We start from the raw sequence: 18,344 nt of genomic DNA, 5'->3' as shown, positions 1-18,344 counted from the left end.
CACCCCGGAACCGCTGCGCCAACTCTCTGTTTTTTTTTGTTTTGCGGCCCCCTCCCCCCCCCTGCCCATTCTCCCCCGGCGCGTTTTGTCCACCCATCCCCGGCCCGACCATCATCCAAAACCGGCGGTTCCGCGGTTGTTTGTCGGAACGGGCCAGCCCCAGCCCCCCCACCCCCGCCATACCCATAAAGGTGGCAGGATCGGCCCCCAGTGCCGCGCCAAGACGCGACATTTCAGCCAGACCACGGGTGATTAGCGCCGTTCGTGCATTCGCGCCAAAACCGATACCGTCGGACATCCCCGCACCAATCGCAATGACGTTTTTCACCGCGCCGCCAAGCTGAACGCCAATGAAATCTGGATTACTGTAGACACGAAAGCTTTTGCCACAGTGCAGCAACTGCTGAAGATCATCAGCAAAGGTTTGGTCGGTAGAGGCCAGCGAAATTGCCGTTGGTAAACCTGCCGCCAGTTCTTTCGCGAAAGTTGGACCGGAGATAACCGCCAGCGGAATTTGATCGCCTAACGCCTCACGCGCCACGTCCTGTAACAGACGTCCGGTTTCCGCTTCCAGACCTTTGGTCGCCCACACCAGACGCGCATCAGGACGCATCAGCGGTTTAATCTGACGCAGCACTTCTCCAAAGACATGGCTGGGTACAACGACGAGAATATTACGGCTGGCTGCCAGCGCTGTGGCGAGATCGCTTTCAAGATGGAGCGTATCAGGAAAAGGCACATCGGGGAGAAACGCGGCGTTACAGCGGTCGCGTTCAAGCGTTGCGATATGTTGAGGATCATGGCCCCAGAGGACAACCTCGTGGCCATTTCTTGCCAGGGTAATGGCAAGAGCGGTGCCGTACGAGCCGGCACCAATCACAGTCATTGAAGCATTACGTTGGTTCATCAGGCATCCTGATGTTCTTCAGTACCTTCGCCAGCCTGCTGCTGCAAATAGTTCATGAACAGCGCATCGAAGTTAACCGGCGCAAGGTTCAGTTGCGGGAATGTACCGCGGGATACCATGCTGGTGATGCATTCACGAGCATACGGGAACAGAATGTTCGGGCAGTATGCGCCCAGGCAATGTGCCATCTGGGTGCCTTCGATACCCGCGATGGAGAAAATGCCGCCCTGCTGAACTTCGCACAGGAACGCGGTTTCTTCGCCCAGGGATGCCGTTACGGTAACACGCAGTACCACTTCGTAAACGTCATCTGCCAGTTGAGTAGATGCCGTATCCAGATCAAGTTTAACTTCTGGCTGCCAATCTTTCTGGAAAACGTGCGGCGCGTTCGGCGCTTCGAAAGAGATATCCTTGGTATAAATACGCTGGATCTGGAAAGTCATTTCAGTGTTGTTTTGTTCTGACATGTGTAGAAAACCCTTAAGTGTTGTCCTTAAATACTGCGCAGTGTAATGCCAACGTTAATACGTTATTTCAGCAGGGGATCCAGTCCACCACGTGCATCCAATGCATACAAGTCATCACAGCCGCCAATGTGCTGTGCGTCAATAAAAATCTGTGGAACCGTGGTGCGACCACTGCGTTTGATCATCTCTTCACGCTTGGCGGCGTTACCATCGATCGGCAGTTCCTGGAAACTCACGCCCTTGCTGCTCAGTAGTGCTTTTGCACGATGGCAATACGGGCAGGTTTCTTTGGTATAGATTTCAACATTGGCCATAACTTAGCTCCTGTTTTTTTACCCTGAAATTTCATGTTGCAGGGCGGCAGCAAAATGGAGTATCCCCAGAAGCTTATATCAATAAGTCGCTGGGGGTCTAATTGCAGCTAACAGCCTGCGGCATGAAAGACGACAGGTAAATTATTTACCGCGCACCAGAGGCAAGTTTTCGCCAGCCCAGCCAGCGACGCCTTCTTTCAGCACGAATACCTGCACAAAACCAGCTTTCGTCAGCGCGTTTGCAGGCTCCTGGCACTGCATGCCAGAACCGTCTACCACGATAACCGGTTTGTCTTTATGTTTCTCAAGCTCACCAACGTTGTTGGCTTTGATTTCGCTCGGCAACAGATTGATAGAACCTGCGATATGGCCTTTACGGAAGTCATCACGCTGACGTAAATCCACAACCACAGCGTCTTCTTTGTTGATCAGACGTGTAGCTTCACCACGAGTAATCACCTTCACTTTCGAGGTCAGGCTCTTAAACGTAGTAACAAGAACCGCCACCAGTAACGCAATCCAGGCGATACTCAGCATGGGATGACGGCCAACAAATTGCATAATTTCTTGCATGGGGGGTAACAACTCCCGACGTAGTGATTAAAAACCAGGAAAGGAGTATACCTGCGCGTTGCGGCAAATACAGCCAGAGCGTGCACTGGAATGCAATTTTGCGGGGCGCGACGAAAAAAAATCGCAAATCTGGCATCGGCTTGCAGCGAGCGGTCGTATATTTTGATCTTCAGAGGCTATTTTATCGATTCAGCTGTAGTAAAATTACGCAAATTTTGACTCTTGAGTATGAGGTTGTCGCAATGTCGGTTTCTAAAAAACCTATGGTACTGGTGATTCTGGATGGCTATGGCTATCGCGAAGAACAGCAGGATAACGCCATTTTTAGTGCTAAAACCCCGGTAATGGATGCACTGTGGGCCAATCGTCCGCATACCCTAATCGACGCTTCCGGTCTGGAAGTCGGTTTGCCTGACCGTCAGATGGGTAACTCCGAAGTAGGCCACGTTAACCTGGGTGCCGGCCGCATCGTGTATCAGGACCTGACTCGTCTGGACGTTGAAATCAAAGATCGCGCTTTCTTTGCTAATCCGGTGCTGACTGGCGCGGTAGATAAAGCGAAGAACGCTGGCAAAGCGGTACACATCATGGGTCTGCTCTCCGCAGGCGGTGTACACAGCCACGAAGATCACATCATGGCAATGGTAGAGCTGGCAGCTGAACGTGGCGCAGAGAAAATCTACCTGCACGCATTCCTTGACGGTCGCGACACTCCGCCGCGCAGTGCTGAATCCTCACTGAAAAAATTCGAAGAGAAATTTGCCGCGCTGGGTAAAGGCCGCGTAGCGTCCATCATTGGCCGTTACTACGCAATGGACCGCGACAACCGTTGGGATCGCGTTGAAAAAGCTTATGACCTGCTGACTCTGGCGCAGGGTGAGTTCCAGGCTGATACCGCCGTTGCCGGTTTGCAGGCTGCTTATGCTCGCGACGAAAACGACGAATTCGTGAAAGCGACCGTTATCCGTGCTGAAGGCCAGCCAGATGCAGCAATGGAAGACGGCGATGCGCTGATTTTCATGAACTTCCGCGCTGACCGCGCGCGTGAAATCACTCGTGCATTCGTGAACGCCGATTTCGACGGCTTCGCGCGTAAGAAAGTGGTTAACGTCGATTTCGTAATGCTGACCGAATACGCTGCCGACATCAAAACCGCTGTGGCTTACCCACCAGCGTCTCTGGTTAATACCTTCGGCGAGTGGATGGCGAAAAACGACAAAACTCAGCTGCGTATTTCCGAAACCGAAAAATATGCCCACGTCACTTTCTTCTTCAACGGCGGCGTAGAAGAGTCGTTCAAAGGCGAAGATCGCATTCTGATCAACTCGCCGAAAGTCGCTACCTACGACCTGCAACCGGAAATGAGCTCCGCAGAGCTGACCGAAAAACTGGTTGCGGCAATCAAGAGCGGCAAATACGACACCATCATCTGTAACTATCCGAACGGCGACATGGTAGGTCACACCGGGGTGATGGAAGCTGCGGTTAAAGCAGTTGAAGCACTGGATCACTGTGTTGAAGAAGTGACCAAAGCTGTTGAATCCGTGGGTGGGCAACTGCTGATCACCGCAGACCACGGTAACGCTGAACAGATGCGCGATCCGGCTACTGGTCAGGCTCACACGGCGCATACCAACCTGCCAGTTCCGCTGATTTACGTTGGCGATAAGAACGTGAAAGCGGTTGAAGGCGGCAAACTTTCTGACATCGCTCCGACCATGTTGTCGCTGATGGGGATGGAAATCCCGCAAGAGATGACTGGTAAGCCGCTGTTCATCGTGGAATAATCCCTCCCCATGAGGGGAAAGGCGATTAATACCATGACACGGGCCACGAAACCGCGCAGGTTTGCAGTCAGGCCCATCATTTACGCCAGCGTTCTTAGCGCTGGCGTATTGTTGTGCACGTTTTCCGCCCACGCGGATGACCGCGACCAACTCAAGTCTATTCAGGCCGATATCGCCGCGAAAGAGCGCGCGGTACGCCAACAGCAGCAACAACGCTCAAGCCTGCTTGCTCAACTGAAAAAGCAGGAAGAGGCGATCTCCGAAGCCACACGCAAGCTGCGCGAAACGCAAAACACGCTCAATCAACTGAATAAACAGATTGATGAGATGAACGCGTCGATTGCCAAACTGGAACAGCAAAAAGCCGCCCAGGAACGCAGCCTCGCCGCGCAACTGGATGCCGCGTTTCGTCAGGGTGAGCATACGGGCATACAGCTCATTCTCAGCGGTGAAGAAAGCCAGCGCGGTCAGCGTTTACAGGCTTATTTCGGCTATCTCAACCAGGCGCGACAAGAAACCATCGCCCAGTTGAAGCAAACGCGTGAAGAAGTCGCCATGCAGCGTGCTGAACTGGAAGAGAAACAAAGCGAGCAACAAACGCTGTTATATGAGCAGCGCGCCCAACAGGCGAAACTGACTCAGGCACTGAACGAGCGTAAAAAGACGCTGGCAGGGCTGGAATCTTCCATCCAGCAAGGTCAGCAACAGTTGAGCGAGCTGCGTGCTAACGAATCTCGTCTGCGCAATAGTATTGCTCGCGCGGAAGCTGCGGCGAAAGCGCGGGCTGAACGTGAAGCGCGTGAGGCTCAGGCAGTTCGCGACAGGCAGAAAGAAGCGACGCGTAAAGGCACCACCTACAAGCCGACCGAAAGCGAAAAATCGCTGATGTCCCGTACCGGTGGTCTGGGCGCACCGCGCGGTCAGGCATTCTGGCCTGTTCGCGGGCCAACGCTGCATCGCTATGGCGAACAGCTACAGGGCGAACTGCGCTGGAAAGGGATGGTGATTGGTGCCTCTGAAGGTACTGAAGTTAAAGCGATTGCCGATGGCCGGGTGATTCTGGCTGACTGGCTGCAAGGTTACGGTCTGGTGGTGGTGGTTGAGCACGGTAAAGGCGATATGAGTCTTTACGGCTATAATCAGAGCGCACTGGTGAGCGTTGGTTCGCAGGTTCGTGCGGGCCAGCCAATTGCACTGGTGGGCAGCAGTGGTGGTCAGGGTCGGCCTTCACTCTATTTCGAAATTCGCCGCCAGGGTCAGGCGGTCAATCCACAGCCGTGGTTGGGAAGATAAGTTTTGTTTCCATTTCGTCGTAACGTTCTTGCATTTGCCGCTCTGTTGGCGCTCTCCTCCCCCGTACTTGCTGGCAAACTTGCCATCGTCATTGATGATTTTGGTTATCGCCCGCATAACGAAAACCAGGTGCTGGCGATGCCATCCGCCATCTCCGTCGCCGTGTTACCCGACTCACCACACGCCAGAGAGATGGCGACCAAAGCGCATAACAGCGGTCACGAAGTATTGATTCATCTGCCGATGGCGCCGTTGAGTAAACAGCCGCTGGAGAAAAACACGCTGCGCCCGGAGATGAGCAGCGACGAAATTGAGCGCATTATTCGCAGCGCAGTCAATAACGTGCCCTATGCTGTGGGGATCAACAACCACATGGGCAGCAAGATGACCTCTAACCTGTTTGGTATGCAGAAAGTGATGCAGGCGCTGGCGCGTTACAATCTTTACTTTCTCGACAGTGTAACCATCGGTAATACCCAGGCGATGCGCGCTGCGCAAGGCACTGGCGTAAAGGTTATTAAAAGGAAGGTGTTCCTCGACGATTCGCAAAATGAAGCGGATATTCGTGTGCAGTTTAATCGTGCAATTGACCTGGCGCGTCGCAACGGTTCGACTATCGCCATTGGTCATCCGCATCCCTCAACGGTACGCGTGTTGCAACAGATGGTTTATAACCTGCCGCCAGACATTACGCTGGTGAAAGCCAGCAGCTTGCTAAATGAACCGCAGGTTGATACTTCTACACCGCCAAAAAACGCTGTGCCAGATGCACCGCGTAATCCGTTCCGTGGCGTGAAGCTCTGTAAACCGAAGAAACCGCTGGAACCGGTTTATGCTAATCGCTTCTTTGAAGTATTAAGCGAAAGCATCAGCCAGAGCACGCTGATCGTTTACTTCCAGCATCAGTGGCAAGGCTGGGGCAAGCAGCCCGAAGCGGCGAAGTTTAACGCTAGCGCAAATTAAAGGCGCTACGCGTAATACGATGGTGCGACCGCGTTTTGTCGCGCCATTGCCATAAACGGAAAGACCACAGTAACGCCTGATACCCCACCTTCACGCTGCGCACATTGGTAATCAGGCGCTTATACATACCGGACGTAAATATCTCGGCAATCATCCGCTGGCGGGTAATAATATCCGGCTCTTTGCGCACCGCATGGCAAACGCGTAATGCTTCGTAAGTTATTTGCTGATGAAACTCCGGATAAATCGGAATTTTTTCGGCGTAATTACGATTTAAATTTTCCAACAGACGCGTTATCTTAATATAGTGACGTTGATAATTAAGGTTTTTGTTCCCTTGTCTTTTCAAGCGACTTACTGACGTATTATGCAGATAATATTTATATAACGATTGCTCGGTATATCGCGCACGCAGCGCGTTAAACATAAACTCTGTTGTCCAGACAATATCCTGATGATGTAATCCGGCAATAAATTTAATGTTATTTTTGACAATGACATCGCGGCGATAAACCCCCATCCAGACAACGTGAGTCCAACGACGGGAAGAAAGCCCCATCCGCAGCCAATCCGGGCCAGTTAATACGCCGGTTGAGCGTATGCGATCGGTGGGAATAGATTGCCAGGTTTCCCCCGTTTCACGGGTACACCAGTCAGCGTTACACTGCGCCACGTCGAGATCGTCCTCTAACGCCATGGTCATCAGCGTTTCGTACATGGTGGGATAGACTTCATCATCAGCATCGACAAAAGCGACATATTTGCCCGTCGCTGCCTCGACCCCGCGATTACGCGCCACCGATGCGCCAGCATTCGCCTGATGCAGCAAGCGAACGTGAGGATAGTTTTCTGCGTAATGCTTTGCTATATCAACAGAATTATCCGTTGACCCATCGTTAATAATAATGATTTCCAGAGCAGTCCAGGTTTGCGTGATTAAAGATTCCATACAAGTGCGGAAATCATCGCCCGCATTATATAACGGGATAATAACACTAAGTTTATTGGTGCTGTTCATCATAAATTACCGACGACCTCTGAAGTTACCCTGATGTTGTACAGGCTTTGTATTAAGAAACCATTAAGCCTGTGAAATATTATTTTTACGGGTGAGAAAGTCACTTCAGGCTAGAGAGATAATGAGAGCAGCAATATAAGATAACTGCGCAATTACGATATCTTTATTACACTGACAGGATTTTACATATTTAACAGATTATCCTCAGGGAAAAGAGCTGGTATTTTGGCTTTTCAGATTGTAGACAAAGTGCGCTTTGTTTATGCCATCTGCTGCAAGGGCTGGAATACCAGCCCTTATTCATATTAATCCCAGCTCAGAATAACTTTCCCGGACTGGCCCGAACGCATGGCATCAAAGCCTTTCTGGAAATCATCGATGGAGAAACGATGGGTAATGATCGGCGAGAGATCCAGACCAGACTGAATCAGCGCCGCCATCTTGTACCAGGTTTCAAACATCTCACGACCGTAAATGCCTTTAATGAACAAGCCTTTAAAGATCACTTTTGTCCAGTCGATAGACATATCAGACGGCGGGATACCCAGCATCGCAATACGACCACCGTGATTCATGGTGTCCAGCATCGTGCGAAACGCTGACGGCGCACCAGACATCTCCAGGCCAACATCAAAGCCTTCGGTCATGCCCAGTTCTGCCATCACATCATTAAGGTTTTCTTTAGCGACGTTAACCGCACGGGTGATACCCATTTTGCGTGCCAGCTCAAGGCGGTATTCGTTAACATCAGTGATCACCACATTGCGTGCACCAACGTGTTTCGCCACCGCCGCAGCCATAATACCTATCGGACCTGCACCAGAGACCAGCACATCCTCGCCAACCAGATCGAACGACAGCGCGGTATGCACGGCGTTACCGAAGGGATCAAAAATGGAAGCCAGGTCGTCGGAGATATTGTCTGGGATTTTGAAGGCGTTGAACGCCGGGATCACCAGATACTCGGCGAAGCAGCCCGGACGGTTAACACCGACGCCGATCGTGTTGCGGCACAGATGGGTACGACCGCCACGACAGTTGCGACAGTGACCGCAGGTGATATGGCCTTCGCCAGAAACGCGATCGCCAATCTTGAAGCCTTTCACTTCCTGACCAATACCTACCACTTCACCGACATATTCATGGCCCACGACCATCGGCACCGGGATGGTTTTTTGCGACCACTCATCCCAGTTATAGATGTGAACGTCAGTCCCGCAGATGGCTGTTTTACGGATTTTAATCAGCAGATCGTTATGCCCGAGTTCCGGTACAGGAACGTCGGTCATCCAGATGCCCTCTTCCGCTTTCAGTTTGGATAACGCTTTCATCTCACACCCTCAGGCGATAACGCCCAGTTGTTTACCAATACGCGTGAATGCTTCTACTGCACGCGTAATTTGCTCAGGGGTATGCGCCGCAGACATCTGGGTACGAATACGCGCCTGACCTTTAGGAACGACCGGATAGAAGAAACCGGTGACGTAAATGCCCTCTTTTTGCAGCTCACGAGCAAATTTCTGCGCCACTACCGCATCGCCAAGCATGACGGGAATAATGGCGTGATCGGCTCCCGCCAGGGTAAAGCCCGCCGCCGACATCTGCTCACGGAACTGGCGTGCGTTCGCCCACAGACGGTCACGCAGTTCGCTGCCCGCTTCGACCATCTCCAGCACTTTAATGGAAGCAGCTACAATGGCAGGTGCCAGCGAGTTGGAGAACAGGTAAGGACGAGAACGCTGACGCAGCCACTCAACCACTTCTTTACGCGCCGCGGTGTAACCACCAGAAGCGCCGCCTAATGCTTTACCGAGCGTGCCGGTGATGATGTCAACACGGCCCATTACATCGCAGTATTCATGGGAACCACGACCGTTTTCACCGACAAAACCAACCGCGTGAGAGTCATCAACCATCACCAAAGCGTCGTATTTATCCGCGAGATCGCAAACCCCTTTCAGGTTGGCAATTACGCCATCCATAGAGAACACACCATCGGTGGCGATTAATACATGGCGCGCCCCGGATTCACGCGCTTCTTTCAGGCATGCTTCCAGCTCTTGCATATTGTTGTTGGCATAGCGATAGCGTTTGGCTTTGCACAGTCGCACGCCGTCAATGATCGAGGCATGGTTCAGAGCATCGGAGATAATGGCGTCTTCCGCGCCCAACAGCGTTTCAAACAGACCACCGTTAGCGTCAAAGCAGGAAGAGTAGAGAATCGCATCTTCCATCCCGAGAAATGCTGCCAGCTTCTGCTCAAGCTCTTTATGGCTATCCTGAGTGCCGCAGATAAAACGTACTGAAGCCATCCCGAAACCGTGAGAATCCATTCCCGCTTTTGCCGCCGCAATCAGCTCCGGATGATTCGCCAGCCCGAGATAGTTATTGGCGCAAAAGTTTATGACGTGACTTCCATCAGCCACAGTGATGTCTGCTTGCTGCGCAGACGTAATAATGCGTTCTTCTTTAAACAACCCTTCCGCCCTTGCGGTTTCCAGATCGTTAGTTAACTGCTGATAAAATTCTCCACGCATTGCGATTCTCCAGACAGGGCAATTTCCAGCACATATTACCCAAACTTATAGTTCGCGACGAGATGACGCGTTAACACTTCTGTAAAATTCGGGATAAATAACGCCCATCCCCCTCACTTTCGGCGAATGGCTGAAGCCAACGCCGTGTAGTGATATGATAGAAGTATTCGTGTCTGAGATTGTCTCTGACTCCATAATTCGAAGGTTACAGTTATGATCATCGTTACCGGCGGCGCGGGCTTTATCGGCAGCAACATCGTTAAGGCCCTGAATGATAAAGGCATCACCGATATTCTGGTGGTGGACAACCTGAAAGACGGCACCAAGTTTGTGAACCTGGTGGACCTGAATATCGCGGACTATATGGATAAGGAAGACTTCCTGATCCAGATTATGGCGGGCGAAGAGTTCGGCGATGTCGAAGCGATTTTCCACGAAGGCGCGTGCTCTTCCACCACCGAGTGGGACGGCAAGTATATGATGGATAACAACTATCAATACTCCAAAGAGCTGCTGCACTACTGCCTGGAACGTGAAATCCCGTTCCTGTACGCCTCTTCCGCAGCCACTTACGGTGGCCGCACCTCCGACTTTATTGAATCCCGCGAATACGAAAAACCACTGAACGTCTACGGTTATTCGAAGTTCCTGTTTGATGAATATGTTCGTCAAATCCTGCCTGAAGCGAACTCGCAGATTGTTGGCTTCCGCTATTTCAACGTTTATGGACCGCGTGAAGGCCATAAAGGCAGCATGGCGAGCGTCGCTTTCCATCTCAACACGCAACTTAACAACGGTGAATCACCGAAACTGTTCGAAGGTAGCGAGAACTTTAAACGCGACTTCGTCTACGTGGGCGACGTGGCAGATGTGAATCTGTGGTTCCTGGAAAATGGCGTTTCTGGCATCTTCAACCTCGGTACGGGTCGTGCGGAATCTTTCCAGGCAGTGGCGGATGCAACGCTGGCTTATCATAAAAAAGGCCAGATTGAGTACATTCCGTTCCCGGATAAACTGAAAGGACGTTATCAGGCGTTCACTCAGGCGGATCTGACGAATCTGCGCGCTGCGGGTTACGACAAACCATTCAAAACCGTTGCCGAAGGCGTAACGGAATATATGGCCTGGCTGAATCGCGACATCAACGTAAATTCACAAAATCATTCGAGCGGTATCAAGGCGGCAACTAAGTGACAAATTCGTCTGGAACGAATTTGAACTGCCGAAGGCTGCCTTCGGTGAGGGACAGGGACGTTCCTCATTCATACCGGGAGCTTACAATAGTAAGTGACCGGAGTGAACGCAGGCAGCCGCCGCAGAGACAGCTTGAAGGATGAAGTGAATGAAAATATTGGTGATCGGCCCGTCATGGGTGGGCGACATGATGATGTCGCAAAGTCTCTATCGCACGCTCCAGGCGCGCTATCCCCAGGCGATAATCGACGTGATGGCACCGGCATGGTGCCGTCCGTTATTATCGCGGATGCCGGAAGTTAACGACGCTATCCCTATGCCTCTCGGTCACGGGGCGCTGGAAATCAGCGAACGCCGCAAGCTGGGACATAGCCTGCGCGAAAAACGTTACGACCGTGCCTACGTCTTACCCAACTCCTTTAAATCCGCATTAGTGCCTTTCTTCGCGGGGATTCCGCATCGCACCGGCTGGCGCGGTGAAATGCGCTACGGTTTACTCAACGATGTGCGCGTGCTCGATAAAGAAGCCTGGCCGCTAATGGTGGAACGCTATGTTGCGCTGGCCTATGACAAAGGCGTAATGCGTACCGCACAAGATCTACCAAAACCGTTGTTATGGCCGCAATTGCAGGTGAGCGAAGGTGAAAAATCGTATACCTGTAATCAATTTTCGCTCTCATCAGAACGTCCGATGATTGGCTTTTGTCCGGGCGCAGAGTTTGGCCCGGCGAAACGCTGGCCACACTACCACTACGCCGAACTGGCAAAGCAGCTCATTGATGAAGGTTATCAGGTGGTTCTGTTCGGCTCGGCGAAAGATCATGAAGCGGGCAATGAGATTCTTGCCGTTCTGAATACCGAGCAGCAGGCGTGGTGTCGGAATCTGGCGGGAGAAACGCAGCTTGAGCAGGCCGTTATCCTGATTGCAGCCTGTAATGCCATTGTCACTAACGATTCTGGTCTGATGCACGTTGCGGCGGCGCTCAATCGTCCGCTGGTTGCCCTGTATGGTCCGAGTAGCCCGGACTTCACACCGCCGCTTTCCCATAAAGCACGCGTGATCCGGCTGATTACCGGCTATCACAAAGTGCGTAAAGGTGACGCTGCGGAGGGTTATCACCAGAGCTTGATCGACATTACGCCACAGCGCGTATTGGAAGAACTCAACGCGCTATTGTTACAAGAGGAAACCTGACAGATGCGGGTTCTGATCGTTAAAACATCGTCGATGGGCGATGTTCTCCATACGCTGCCCGCACTCACCGATGCCCAGCAGGCAATCCCTGGAATTACGTTTGATTGGGTGGTAGAAGAAGGCTTCGCACAGATTCCGTCCTGGCATGCCGCTGTTGAGAGGGTGATTCCTGTGGCGATACGTCGCTGGCGCAAAGCCTGGCTCTCGGCCCCCATAAAAGCGGAACGGAAAGCGTTTCGTAAAGCCCTTCAGGCAGAAAACTATGACGCAATTATCGACGCCCAAGGGCTGGTAAAAAGCGCTGCTCTGGTGACACGTCTGGCACATGGCGTTAAGCACGGAATGGACTGGCAAACCGCTCGCGAGCCTTTAGCCAGCCTGTTTTACAATCGTAAACATCATATTGCGAAACAGCAGCACGCTGTCGAACGTACCCGTGAACTGTTCGCAAAAAGCCTTGGCTATAGCAAACCGCAGACCCAGGGCGATTATGCTATTGCGCAGCATTTCCTGACAAATCCACTACCAGATGCTGGAGAGTATGCTGTATTCCTCCATGCGACTACCCGCGATGATAAACACTGGCCGGAAGATCACTGGCGAGAATTAATTGGTTTACTGGCAGGTTCAGGGATTCGAATTAAACTACCGTGGGGTGCGCCGCATGAAGAAGAACGAGCAAAAAGGCTGGCGGAAGGCTTTGATTATGTCGACGTACTACCGAAGATGAGTCTGGAAGGCGTTGCCCGTGTGCTGGCTGGAGCTAAATTTGTTGTGTCGGTCGATACAGGGTTAAGCCATTTAACTGCGGCACTCGATAAACCCAATATCACAGTTTATGGGCCTACAGACCCAGGATTAATTGGCGGTTATGGGAAGAATCAGGTAGTTTGCATGGCACCGGATAAAGATCTTGCTCATCTGGCTGCAGAAACAGTATTAAAGAAAATCAATTCCTGATTAACACATTCTATATTATTTAAAACGGTGGAGAAGCAATGTTAACAGCCTCGCTGGTGCTGCGTAATAAAGAGAGCTGGAAACCATACTGGAATAAAGTGTTGGTATTCCTCTTTATTGCAACCTTTTTCCTTGATGGTATTACCCGTTATAAGCATATCATATCTGTACTAATGATTATTACGGTAATCTATCAAGTTTCTCGTGCTCCAGGAACATTTAAAGCACTCTATAAAAATAATCTTTTTTATAGCGTCCTGGCACTGTCACTCATTCTTTTATATGCTACTTTCATATCACCTGATCTGAAAATAAGTTTTAAAGAATTCAGTAACACGGTACTTAAAGGATTTTTGGCATATAGTTTACTAATACCTGCATTATTAAAAGATGAAGATAATGAAAGCATCGGTAAAATTGTACTATACTCATTAGTTACCGGACTTGGGTTACGTTGCCTTGTTGAAATTATTCTTTATATTCAGGATTATAATAAAGGAATAATGCCATTCTCCACCTACGAACACCGTAGTATTTCCGATTCAATGGTGTTTCTATTTCCAGCATTATTAAATCTTTGGCTTATCAAGAAAACCTCTTATAAAATAGCATTCGTAATTTTTAGTGCAGTTTTCTTATTTCTGTTATTAGGAACGCTCTCGCGTGGTGCATGGCTGGCAGTATTCATAGTAACTCTACTATGGTTAATCTTAAATCGTCAGTGGAAATTGTTGATGCTGATCTCCATCGTTATTTCTGTTGCAGCAGCGTGTATATTTACCTATAAAGGTGATCATGCCAATAAAGACAGGCTTATTTATAAACTTCAACAGACCGACAGTTCTTATCGCTATACCAATGGTACTCAAGGTACGGCGTGGACATTAATTATGGAAAATCCACTTAAGGGATATGGCTACGGCGATGATATTTACCATGCAATATATAATAAGCGTGTCGTCGATTTTCCATCATGGACGTTCAGGCAATCCATTGGACCACACAACGTTATTTTGTCAATTTGGTTTGCAGCAGGTTTAGCTGGATTACTCGCTTTACTTTATCTGTATGGCTCTATTATCAAAGAAACAGCTAACGCAATATTTAAAAAAGTAGTAGTCACTCCTTATAATGGTCAATTATTACTATTTTTATCTCTTGTAGGTTTTTATATTATTCGAGGTAATTTCGAGGAAGTTGATCTCAAACCAATTGGCTTGATTGTTGGTTTGCTGTTAGCTATGCGGAATAAATAAAAAAAAGCCTGCCTGACATTTGGTTCAGGCAGGCTCTTCAAATCAAAGAATTTTTAACCAAACCAGTCTCGTATTTGTGCTTCAAAACTCTGAGTAACATGTTCCCAGCTATATTTTGAGAAAACAAAATTTCGGGCATTTTCAGCAATTTGTTCTCTGTCAGCATCAGCTAAAACTCGCTTAATATCCGCGAGAATACTTTCAGATGTCATAGGCTCTGCAAGGTGATAACCTGTAATTCCTTCCAGAACAAACTCACTGATTCCACCTTTTTGACTCGCAAGTACAGGTTTACCAGCCGCCATAGCTTCAACAGCTACCATACAAAAAGCTTCTTCTACCTGGGAAGGAACAACAACTAAATCTGCTAAACGGTAATAGTTATGCATCTGCTCCGGCGGCTGCCCACCCGCCATGATACATTGCGCGCCAATAGCTTTCGCTTCATCCAGAACCTTTTTCTGATATTCAGCTTTTTCACCTTTTTTACTGGCAAAAGGATCACCAACGATAACCAGTTTAAGGTTGTCTCTATCCTTACACAGCTTATTGAAAGCATCCATAAGCATCAGACAGCCTTTATCTGGCGATATCCTTCCTGCAAATAATAACACCGTATCATTCGCATCGATATTGAATTTCTTCCTTAAATCTACAGTATTATCATGTAGATACGATTCAGCGCAAAAACCATTAGGCACAATAGCAATATCTGCAGCAGGCATTTTTTCCGAATAGAAATCGAACAGAAACTGGCTAGGAACAATTATTTTTGCATTTTTGTCTAACTGCCCTGGCTCGAAAGCATTATGAAGATGCATCACTAGCTGCGCTTGAGGACTTCTGCCGCGAATCTGTTTATACAGCTTCATGCTATTGTGGATAACAATAACTGAGTCTTTCGAATCAGCGTTTTTAGGTTGAGTATTTAAAATGCGCTGAGAATACGGCACAGGATCAAGTCGAGTCCACTTTTGGAAAAGTCGCTTATAGACTCGACTAAAACCAATGTAGTGAATATCACAATTATCATTTACTTTTGTGTAAGTCGGGTAACCGTCGTTTCGAATACAGGCGATAGTTGCTGGAATCGAAAGTCTTTTTGCAACCTGGTAAATCCATGTTTCAACCGCTGCAGCTCCTTTTGGCGGTATAGAAAATATTGGTGTGACGGTAAATATTATTTTTTTAATCATTATTAGCCAACTCCAATATTTTGATAATACGAGATAAAGACATAGAAAATACTAGATTATTTATTGCAAACCCTGGATTGTAAAATTTCTGGCAGTTCCATAAATGGAATGATATCATATTGAATTGCTGTATCATCCGACAAATTATAAATATTAATATCTTCTACATTTTCACGCATAAAACGGAAAAATGGCAAAATTTTGAATAAATCCTTACTCAATTCCGAGGGCATTGGATTCTTATTTTCATCATAGAAACGCGAACAGCTACCCGTTAAATCCAGACCGGAACAAATAATCCGTGCATACTTAAGTGAATAAGCTATTTGAATTGCAGCAAAGGCAATAGTATGGCATGAGCAATAACCAAGACTAATGTCCTTGCAAAATCCGACCAGACGACCTTTTTTAGACAATGGTACAGAGATCAGCAGTTCCTTGTGAATCTGACGCAATATATTAAATTTAATCTTCTTTATCAATCCGCCTTTTTCTCGACGGTAAAAGGACCGTAATACGAGGCAGTTCTGGAGGAGATAAAGTTTATCTTCTTTGGAAGCGTGTTCATAAACGTCAACGTTTACTATGGTATAACGACTTCTCTGGCTAAATTTATAAAAATCATCACGACGCTGATGTAAAAAGCGGACATCTGTAAGCACATATATAAAAGGAACGATATTATGACTTAACAAATATTGCGCAGAACCATTGACAGCAATAATATCCTTTGTTCGTAATACTGACAAAGGTGTTTTTTGCGATGTAGGGCCAGAAAGAAAAATAATAACATCATCAGATGTTTTATTTTCAATCAGGTTTTCAACATCTTTTTTGTCAATGTATCTAATATTCTTCATGATAAACCTGTGAAATAAATAACTCCGCTTAAAACTGTCCTGGTGAAGACATGTAATTGTGGGATATTTTTAGCGTGCTGGTTTCCCTTTCAAACGCCGCATCAAATTGCGCATTTTTTTACGATAAACTAAAAGATAATAACCTGGATCTTTAATCTCATTTTTAATACCGTAATGACGCTCTAAGTCAATACGATCTTTCGCTTTACGCTGCGCCGAAGCACGTTTTCCGGAGAGATCAATAATTCGGACTTCACCATTTTGTATAATGAAGTTACCACGATGGGGGTCGCCAGAAACCATGCCATGTTGATGCAATGCATTAATTGATTGCTGAATTTTATTTTTTAGCGCATCATCAATATCGGGCATATCACACAACTCTATACCATCAATATACTCGATGATCATGATATAAGTATGGACAAATCGTAAGGTTTTCCGTTCAGCTAATAAATAAAAATCATTGAGCGTATTTAACCCTTCATTTCGTACTTTTTGAGTTTGCTCAAAAAGGCGTTCATAATAATCACCTTTTAACAGAGACTTAAAAAAACGCTCGTTACGCTTAACTTTCGGAGAAAATACCTTAAGAATCAATTTACCGTAATCGGTATCAATAAGCATAACTTTTGTATCATCAATAGAACGAAAAACCTTGATGATATTTATATTATAAGACAAGAAGTCATTTAATACATTGAGATATTTTGAGTTGTTTTCATCGGTAAAAACAACCAAGTCTTTGATCTTGCTCTTCTGAATCATGATAAGCCAGTTAAATGTTATTTACGGTAATATTTTCGGCAAAGATAACAGACTCCTGCTATAATTCCTGAGATATAATGATGTTGCACTAAAAGATGTTTATATCTTTTTTTAAATTCAATAAGTGATTTTGCATCTCGTGGAGAGTCATCTTTCCAGGGGGAATTCTCTAAAGCTATTTTATAGTATTTTACCGATGGATAAATTGCCCATTTGTGCCACGGTTTAGTTGCACCTGTATAATGAATAAGAAGAGTACTTTCTGTAATCAGTTTTTTATAGTTTTGATGTGTTTTGTCTTTTAATTCACTTTTAATTGTATAAATTGTATTGTACTCACGAGGCAAAAATATTGTCATCCCTTTCAGTAAGACATTCATAACATCCTGATCAGGGTATTTATAAACATTATCTTTACTCATAAGAATAGATAATGCTTTTTCTGTTAGTTTTGCGGCAGTCCATTTTTTTAAGTCTAAATACACGACACCTGAATTAAAGTACTGCCCAAGTAATTCAGGATCAGACAACCTGGATACCGCCTTTTCCTGCATTGGCTCAACATCTTTAACAACAGCAGCCATCGCTCCGTTTAAATCCAGATACAATAGTTGGCTAATATCGCCTTTACAAACAACATCTGCATCAAGATAAAGCAAACGATCAAGCGTTAAGCCCAATAATTGAAATGCAAATAAACGGAAGTACATTGCTCTTGACCAGACCTGTGTACAAGGCAAACACTGGAGCTTATTAGTGTTAATTCTATATAACGTGATTCTTAATTGGTATTGCTCTGCAAGCTTTGCGACTTTTTGAAAAAAGTCATCATTATAAACGTCAGCAATAATATAAAAATCAAGATTAATATGTCGATTGTTTAGAACAATTGATGTGATGGAAACACCTACACCATCAAGATAATTAGCATCGACACCATAGGCAACATTTAAACATTCAGAAGTATTTATATTAACTAGCCGGAAATCCCAGGCTTTAACTTTATCTATCTCTATGGCAGGAAATGAGTCCACAATGCTACCCTTATATCATTAC

At 47.4% G+C, this 18,344-nt stretch carries 18 protein-coding genes; 7 read left to right on the top strand and 11 right to left on the bottom strand.

The genetic code is table 11. The features are described from left to right. The 4 genes from gpsA to A9180_RS03170 all read right to left on the bottom strand — a co-directional run. The coding region (gene gpsA / locus A9180_RS03185) for an NAD(P)H-dependent glycerol-3-phosphate dehydrogenase (RefSeq protein WP_064526095.1) at positions 1–907 on the bottom strand (907 nt) is incomplete at its 3' end. Next, positions 907–1,374 (bottom strand): protein-export chaperone SecB, encoded by a 468-nt coding sequence (secB, locus tag A9180_RS03180; protein WP_000003382.1) that lies wholly within the window; start codon positions 1,372–1,374, stop codon positions 907–909. The genes gpsA and secB, both read right to left, overlap by 1 nt. A gap of 62 nt (positions 1,375–1,436) precedes the next feature. Then, positions 1,437–1,688 carry a glutaredoxin 3 gene (gene grxC, locus A9180_RS03175; RefSeq protein ID WP_000024392.1) on the bottom strand — a complete coding sequence of 84 codons (252 nt, stop codon included), beginning with the start codon at positions 1,686–1,688 and terminating at the stop codon, positions 1,437–1,439. 141 nt (positions 1,689–1,829) lie between these two features. Next, positions 1,830–2,261, bottom strand: coding sequence for a rhodanese-like domain-containing protein (locus tag A9180_RS03170; protein WP_064526093.1), 432 nt, complete (start codon positions 2,259–2,261; stop codon positions 1,830–1,832). 242 nt (positions 2,262–2,503) lie between these two features. On the opposite strand from A9180_RS03170, the gene gpmM reads away from it, so the two are divergent. From gpmM to A9180_RS03155, 3 genes are read left to right on the top strand one after another with little or no spacing between them, the layout of a single operon-like run. Further along, positions 2,504–4,048 (top strand): 2,3-bisphosphoglycerate-independent phosphoglycerate mutase, encoded by a 1,545-nt coding sequence (gene gpmM, locus A9180_RS03165; RefSeq protein ID WP_064526112.1) that lies wholly within the window; start codon positions 2,504–2,506, stop codon positions 4,046–4,048. Positions 4,049–4,081: 33 nt separating this feature from the next. Continuing rightward, positions 4,082–5,341 (top strand): murein hydrolase activator EnvC, encoded by a 1,260-nt coding sequence (envC, locus tag A9180_RS03160; RefSeq protein WP_001626259.1) that lies wholly within the window; start codon positions 4,082–4,084, stop codon positions 5,339–5,341. A 3-nt stretch (positions 5,342–5,344) separates the two neighbouring features. Beyond that, on the top strand, positions 5,345–6,304 hold the full coding sequence (locus A9180_RS03155) for a divergent polysaccharide deacetylase family protein (protein WP_064526091.1): 960 nt from the start codon (positions 5,345–5,347) through the stop codon (positions 6,302–6,304). Here A9180_RS03155 and waaH read toward each other — a convergent pair. The 3 genes from waaH to kbl form a co-directional block, all read right to left on the bottom strand. Then, entirely contained in the window at positions 6,291–7,325 is a 1,035-nt protein-coding gene (gene waaH / locus A9180_RS03150) for a UDP-glucuronate:LPS(HepIII) glycosyltransferase (RefSeq protein WP_064526090.1), read from the bottom strand. The genes A9180_RS03155 and waaH overlap by 14 nt on opposite strands. Positions 7,326–7,627: 302 nt before the next feature. Then, on the bottom strand, positions 7,628–8,653 hold the full coding sequence (tdh, locus tag A9180_RS03145) for an L-threonine 3-dehydrogenase (RefSeq protein WP_064526088.1): 1,026 nt from the start codon (positions 8,651–8,653) through the stop codon (positions 7,628–7,630). Between the two features lie 9 nt (positions 8,654–8,662). Continuing rightward, on the bottom strand, positions 8,663–9,859 hold the full coding sequence (kbl, locus tag A9180_RS03140) for a glycine C-acetyltransferase (protein WP_064526086.1): 1,197 nt from the start codon (positions 9,857–9,859) through the stop codon (positions 8,663–8,665). A gap of 213 nt (positions 9,860–10,072) precedes the next feature. Here kbl and rfaD point away from each other — a divergent pair, with 213 nt between their 5' ends. The 4 genes from rfaD to rfaL all read left to right on the top strand — a co-directional run bounded on the left by rfaD (position 10,073) and on the right by rfaL (position 14,464). After that, a complete protein-coding gene (gene rfaD, locus A9180_RS03135) occupies positions 10,073–11,053 on the top strand; it encodes an ADP-glyceromanno-heptose 6-epimerase (protein ID WP_000587766.1) in 981 nt (326 codons plus the stop codon). A 148-nt stretch (positions 11,054–11,201) separates the two neighbouring features. Beyond that, on the top strand, positions 11,202–12,248 hold the full coding sequence (rfaF, locus tag A9180_RS03130; protein ID WP_064526084.1) for an ADP-heptose--LPS heptosyltransferase RfaF: 1,047 nt from the start codon (positions 11,202–11,204) through the stop codon (positions 12,246–12,248). Positions 12,249–12,251: 3 nt separating this feature from the next. Next, positions 12,252–13,208, top strand: a complete 957-nt coding sequence (gene rfaC, locus A9180_RS03125; protein ID WP_064526082.1) for a lipopolysaccharide heptosyltransferase RfaC — start codon at positions 12,252–12,254, stop codon at positions 13,206–13,208. Positions 13,209–13,246: 38 nt separating this feature from the next. Continuing rightward, entirely contained in the window at positions 13,247–14,464 is a 1,218-nt protein-coding gene (gene rfaL, locus A9180_RS03120) for an O-antigen ligase RfaL (protein WP_064526079.1), read from the top strand. Between the two features lie 53 nt (positions 14,465–14,517). On the opposite strand, the gene A9180_RS03115 is transcribed toward rfaL, so the two are convergent. The 4 genes from A9180_RS03115 to rfaJ all read right to left on the bottom strand — a co-directional run bounded on the left by A9180_RS03115 (position 14,518) and on the right by rfaJ (position 18,322). Then, a complete protein-coding gene (locus A9180_RS03115; RefSeq protein WP_064526077.1) occupies positions 14,518–15,660 on the bottom strand; it encodes a lipopolysaccharide N-acetylglucosaminyltransferase in 1,143 nt (380 codons plus the stop codon). A 56-nt stretch (positions 15,661–15,716) separates the two neighbouring features. Continuing rightward, on the bottom strand, positions 15,717–16,520 hold the full coding sequence (gene waaZ, locus A9180_RS03110; protein ID WP_064526075.1) for a 3-deoxy-D-manno-oct-2-ulosonate III transferase WaaZ: 804 nt from the start codon (positions 16,518–16,520) through the stop codon (positions 15,717–15,719). Positions 16,521–16,589: 69 nt separating this feature from the next. Continuing rightward, positions 16,590–17,288 carry a lipopolysaccharide core heptose(II) kinase RfaY gene (rfaY, locus tag A9180_RS03105; RefSeq protein ID WP_064526074.1) on the bottom strand — a complete coding sequence of 233 codons (699 nt, stop codon included), beginning with the start codon at positions 17,286–17,288 and terminating at the stop codon, positions 16,590–16,592. Positions 17,289–17,305: 17 nt separating this feature from the next. Further along, complete coding sequence (gene rfaJ / locus A9180_RS03100; RefSeq protein ID WP_064526072.1) at positions 17,306–18,322, bottom strand: lipopolysaccharide 1,2-glucosyltransferase RfaJ; 1,017 nt, start codon at positions 18,320–18,322, stop codon at positions 17,306–17,308. Between the last annotated feature and the right edge of the window lie 22 nt (positions 18,323–18,344).

Source organism: Escherichia sp. B1147 (assembly GCF_001660175.1).
GTDB lineage: Bacteria > Pseudomonadota > Gammaproteobacteria > Enterobacterales > Enterobacteriaceae > Escherichia > Escherichia whittamii.
This window is presented reverse-complemented; position numbering and strand designations above follow the sequence as displayed.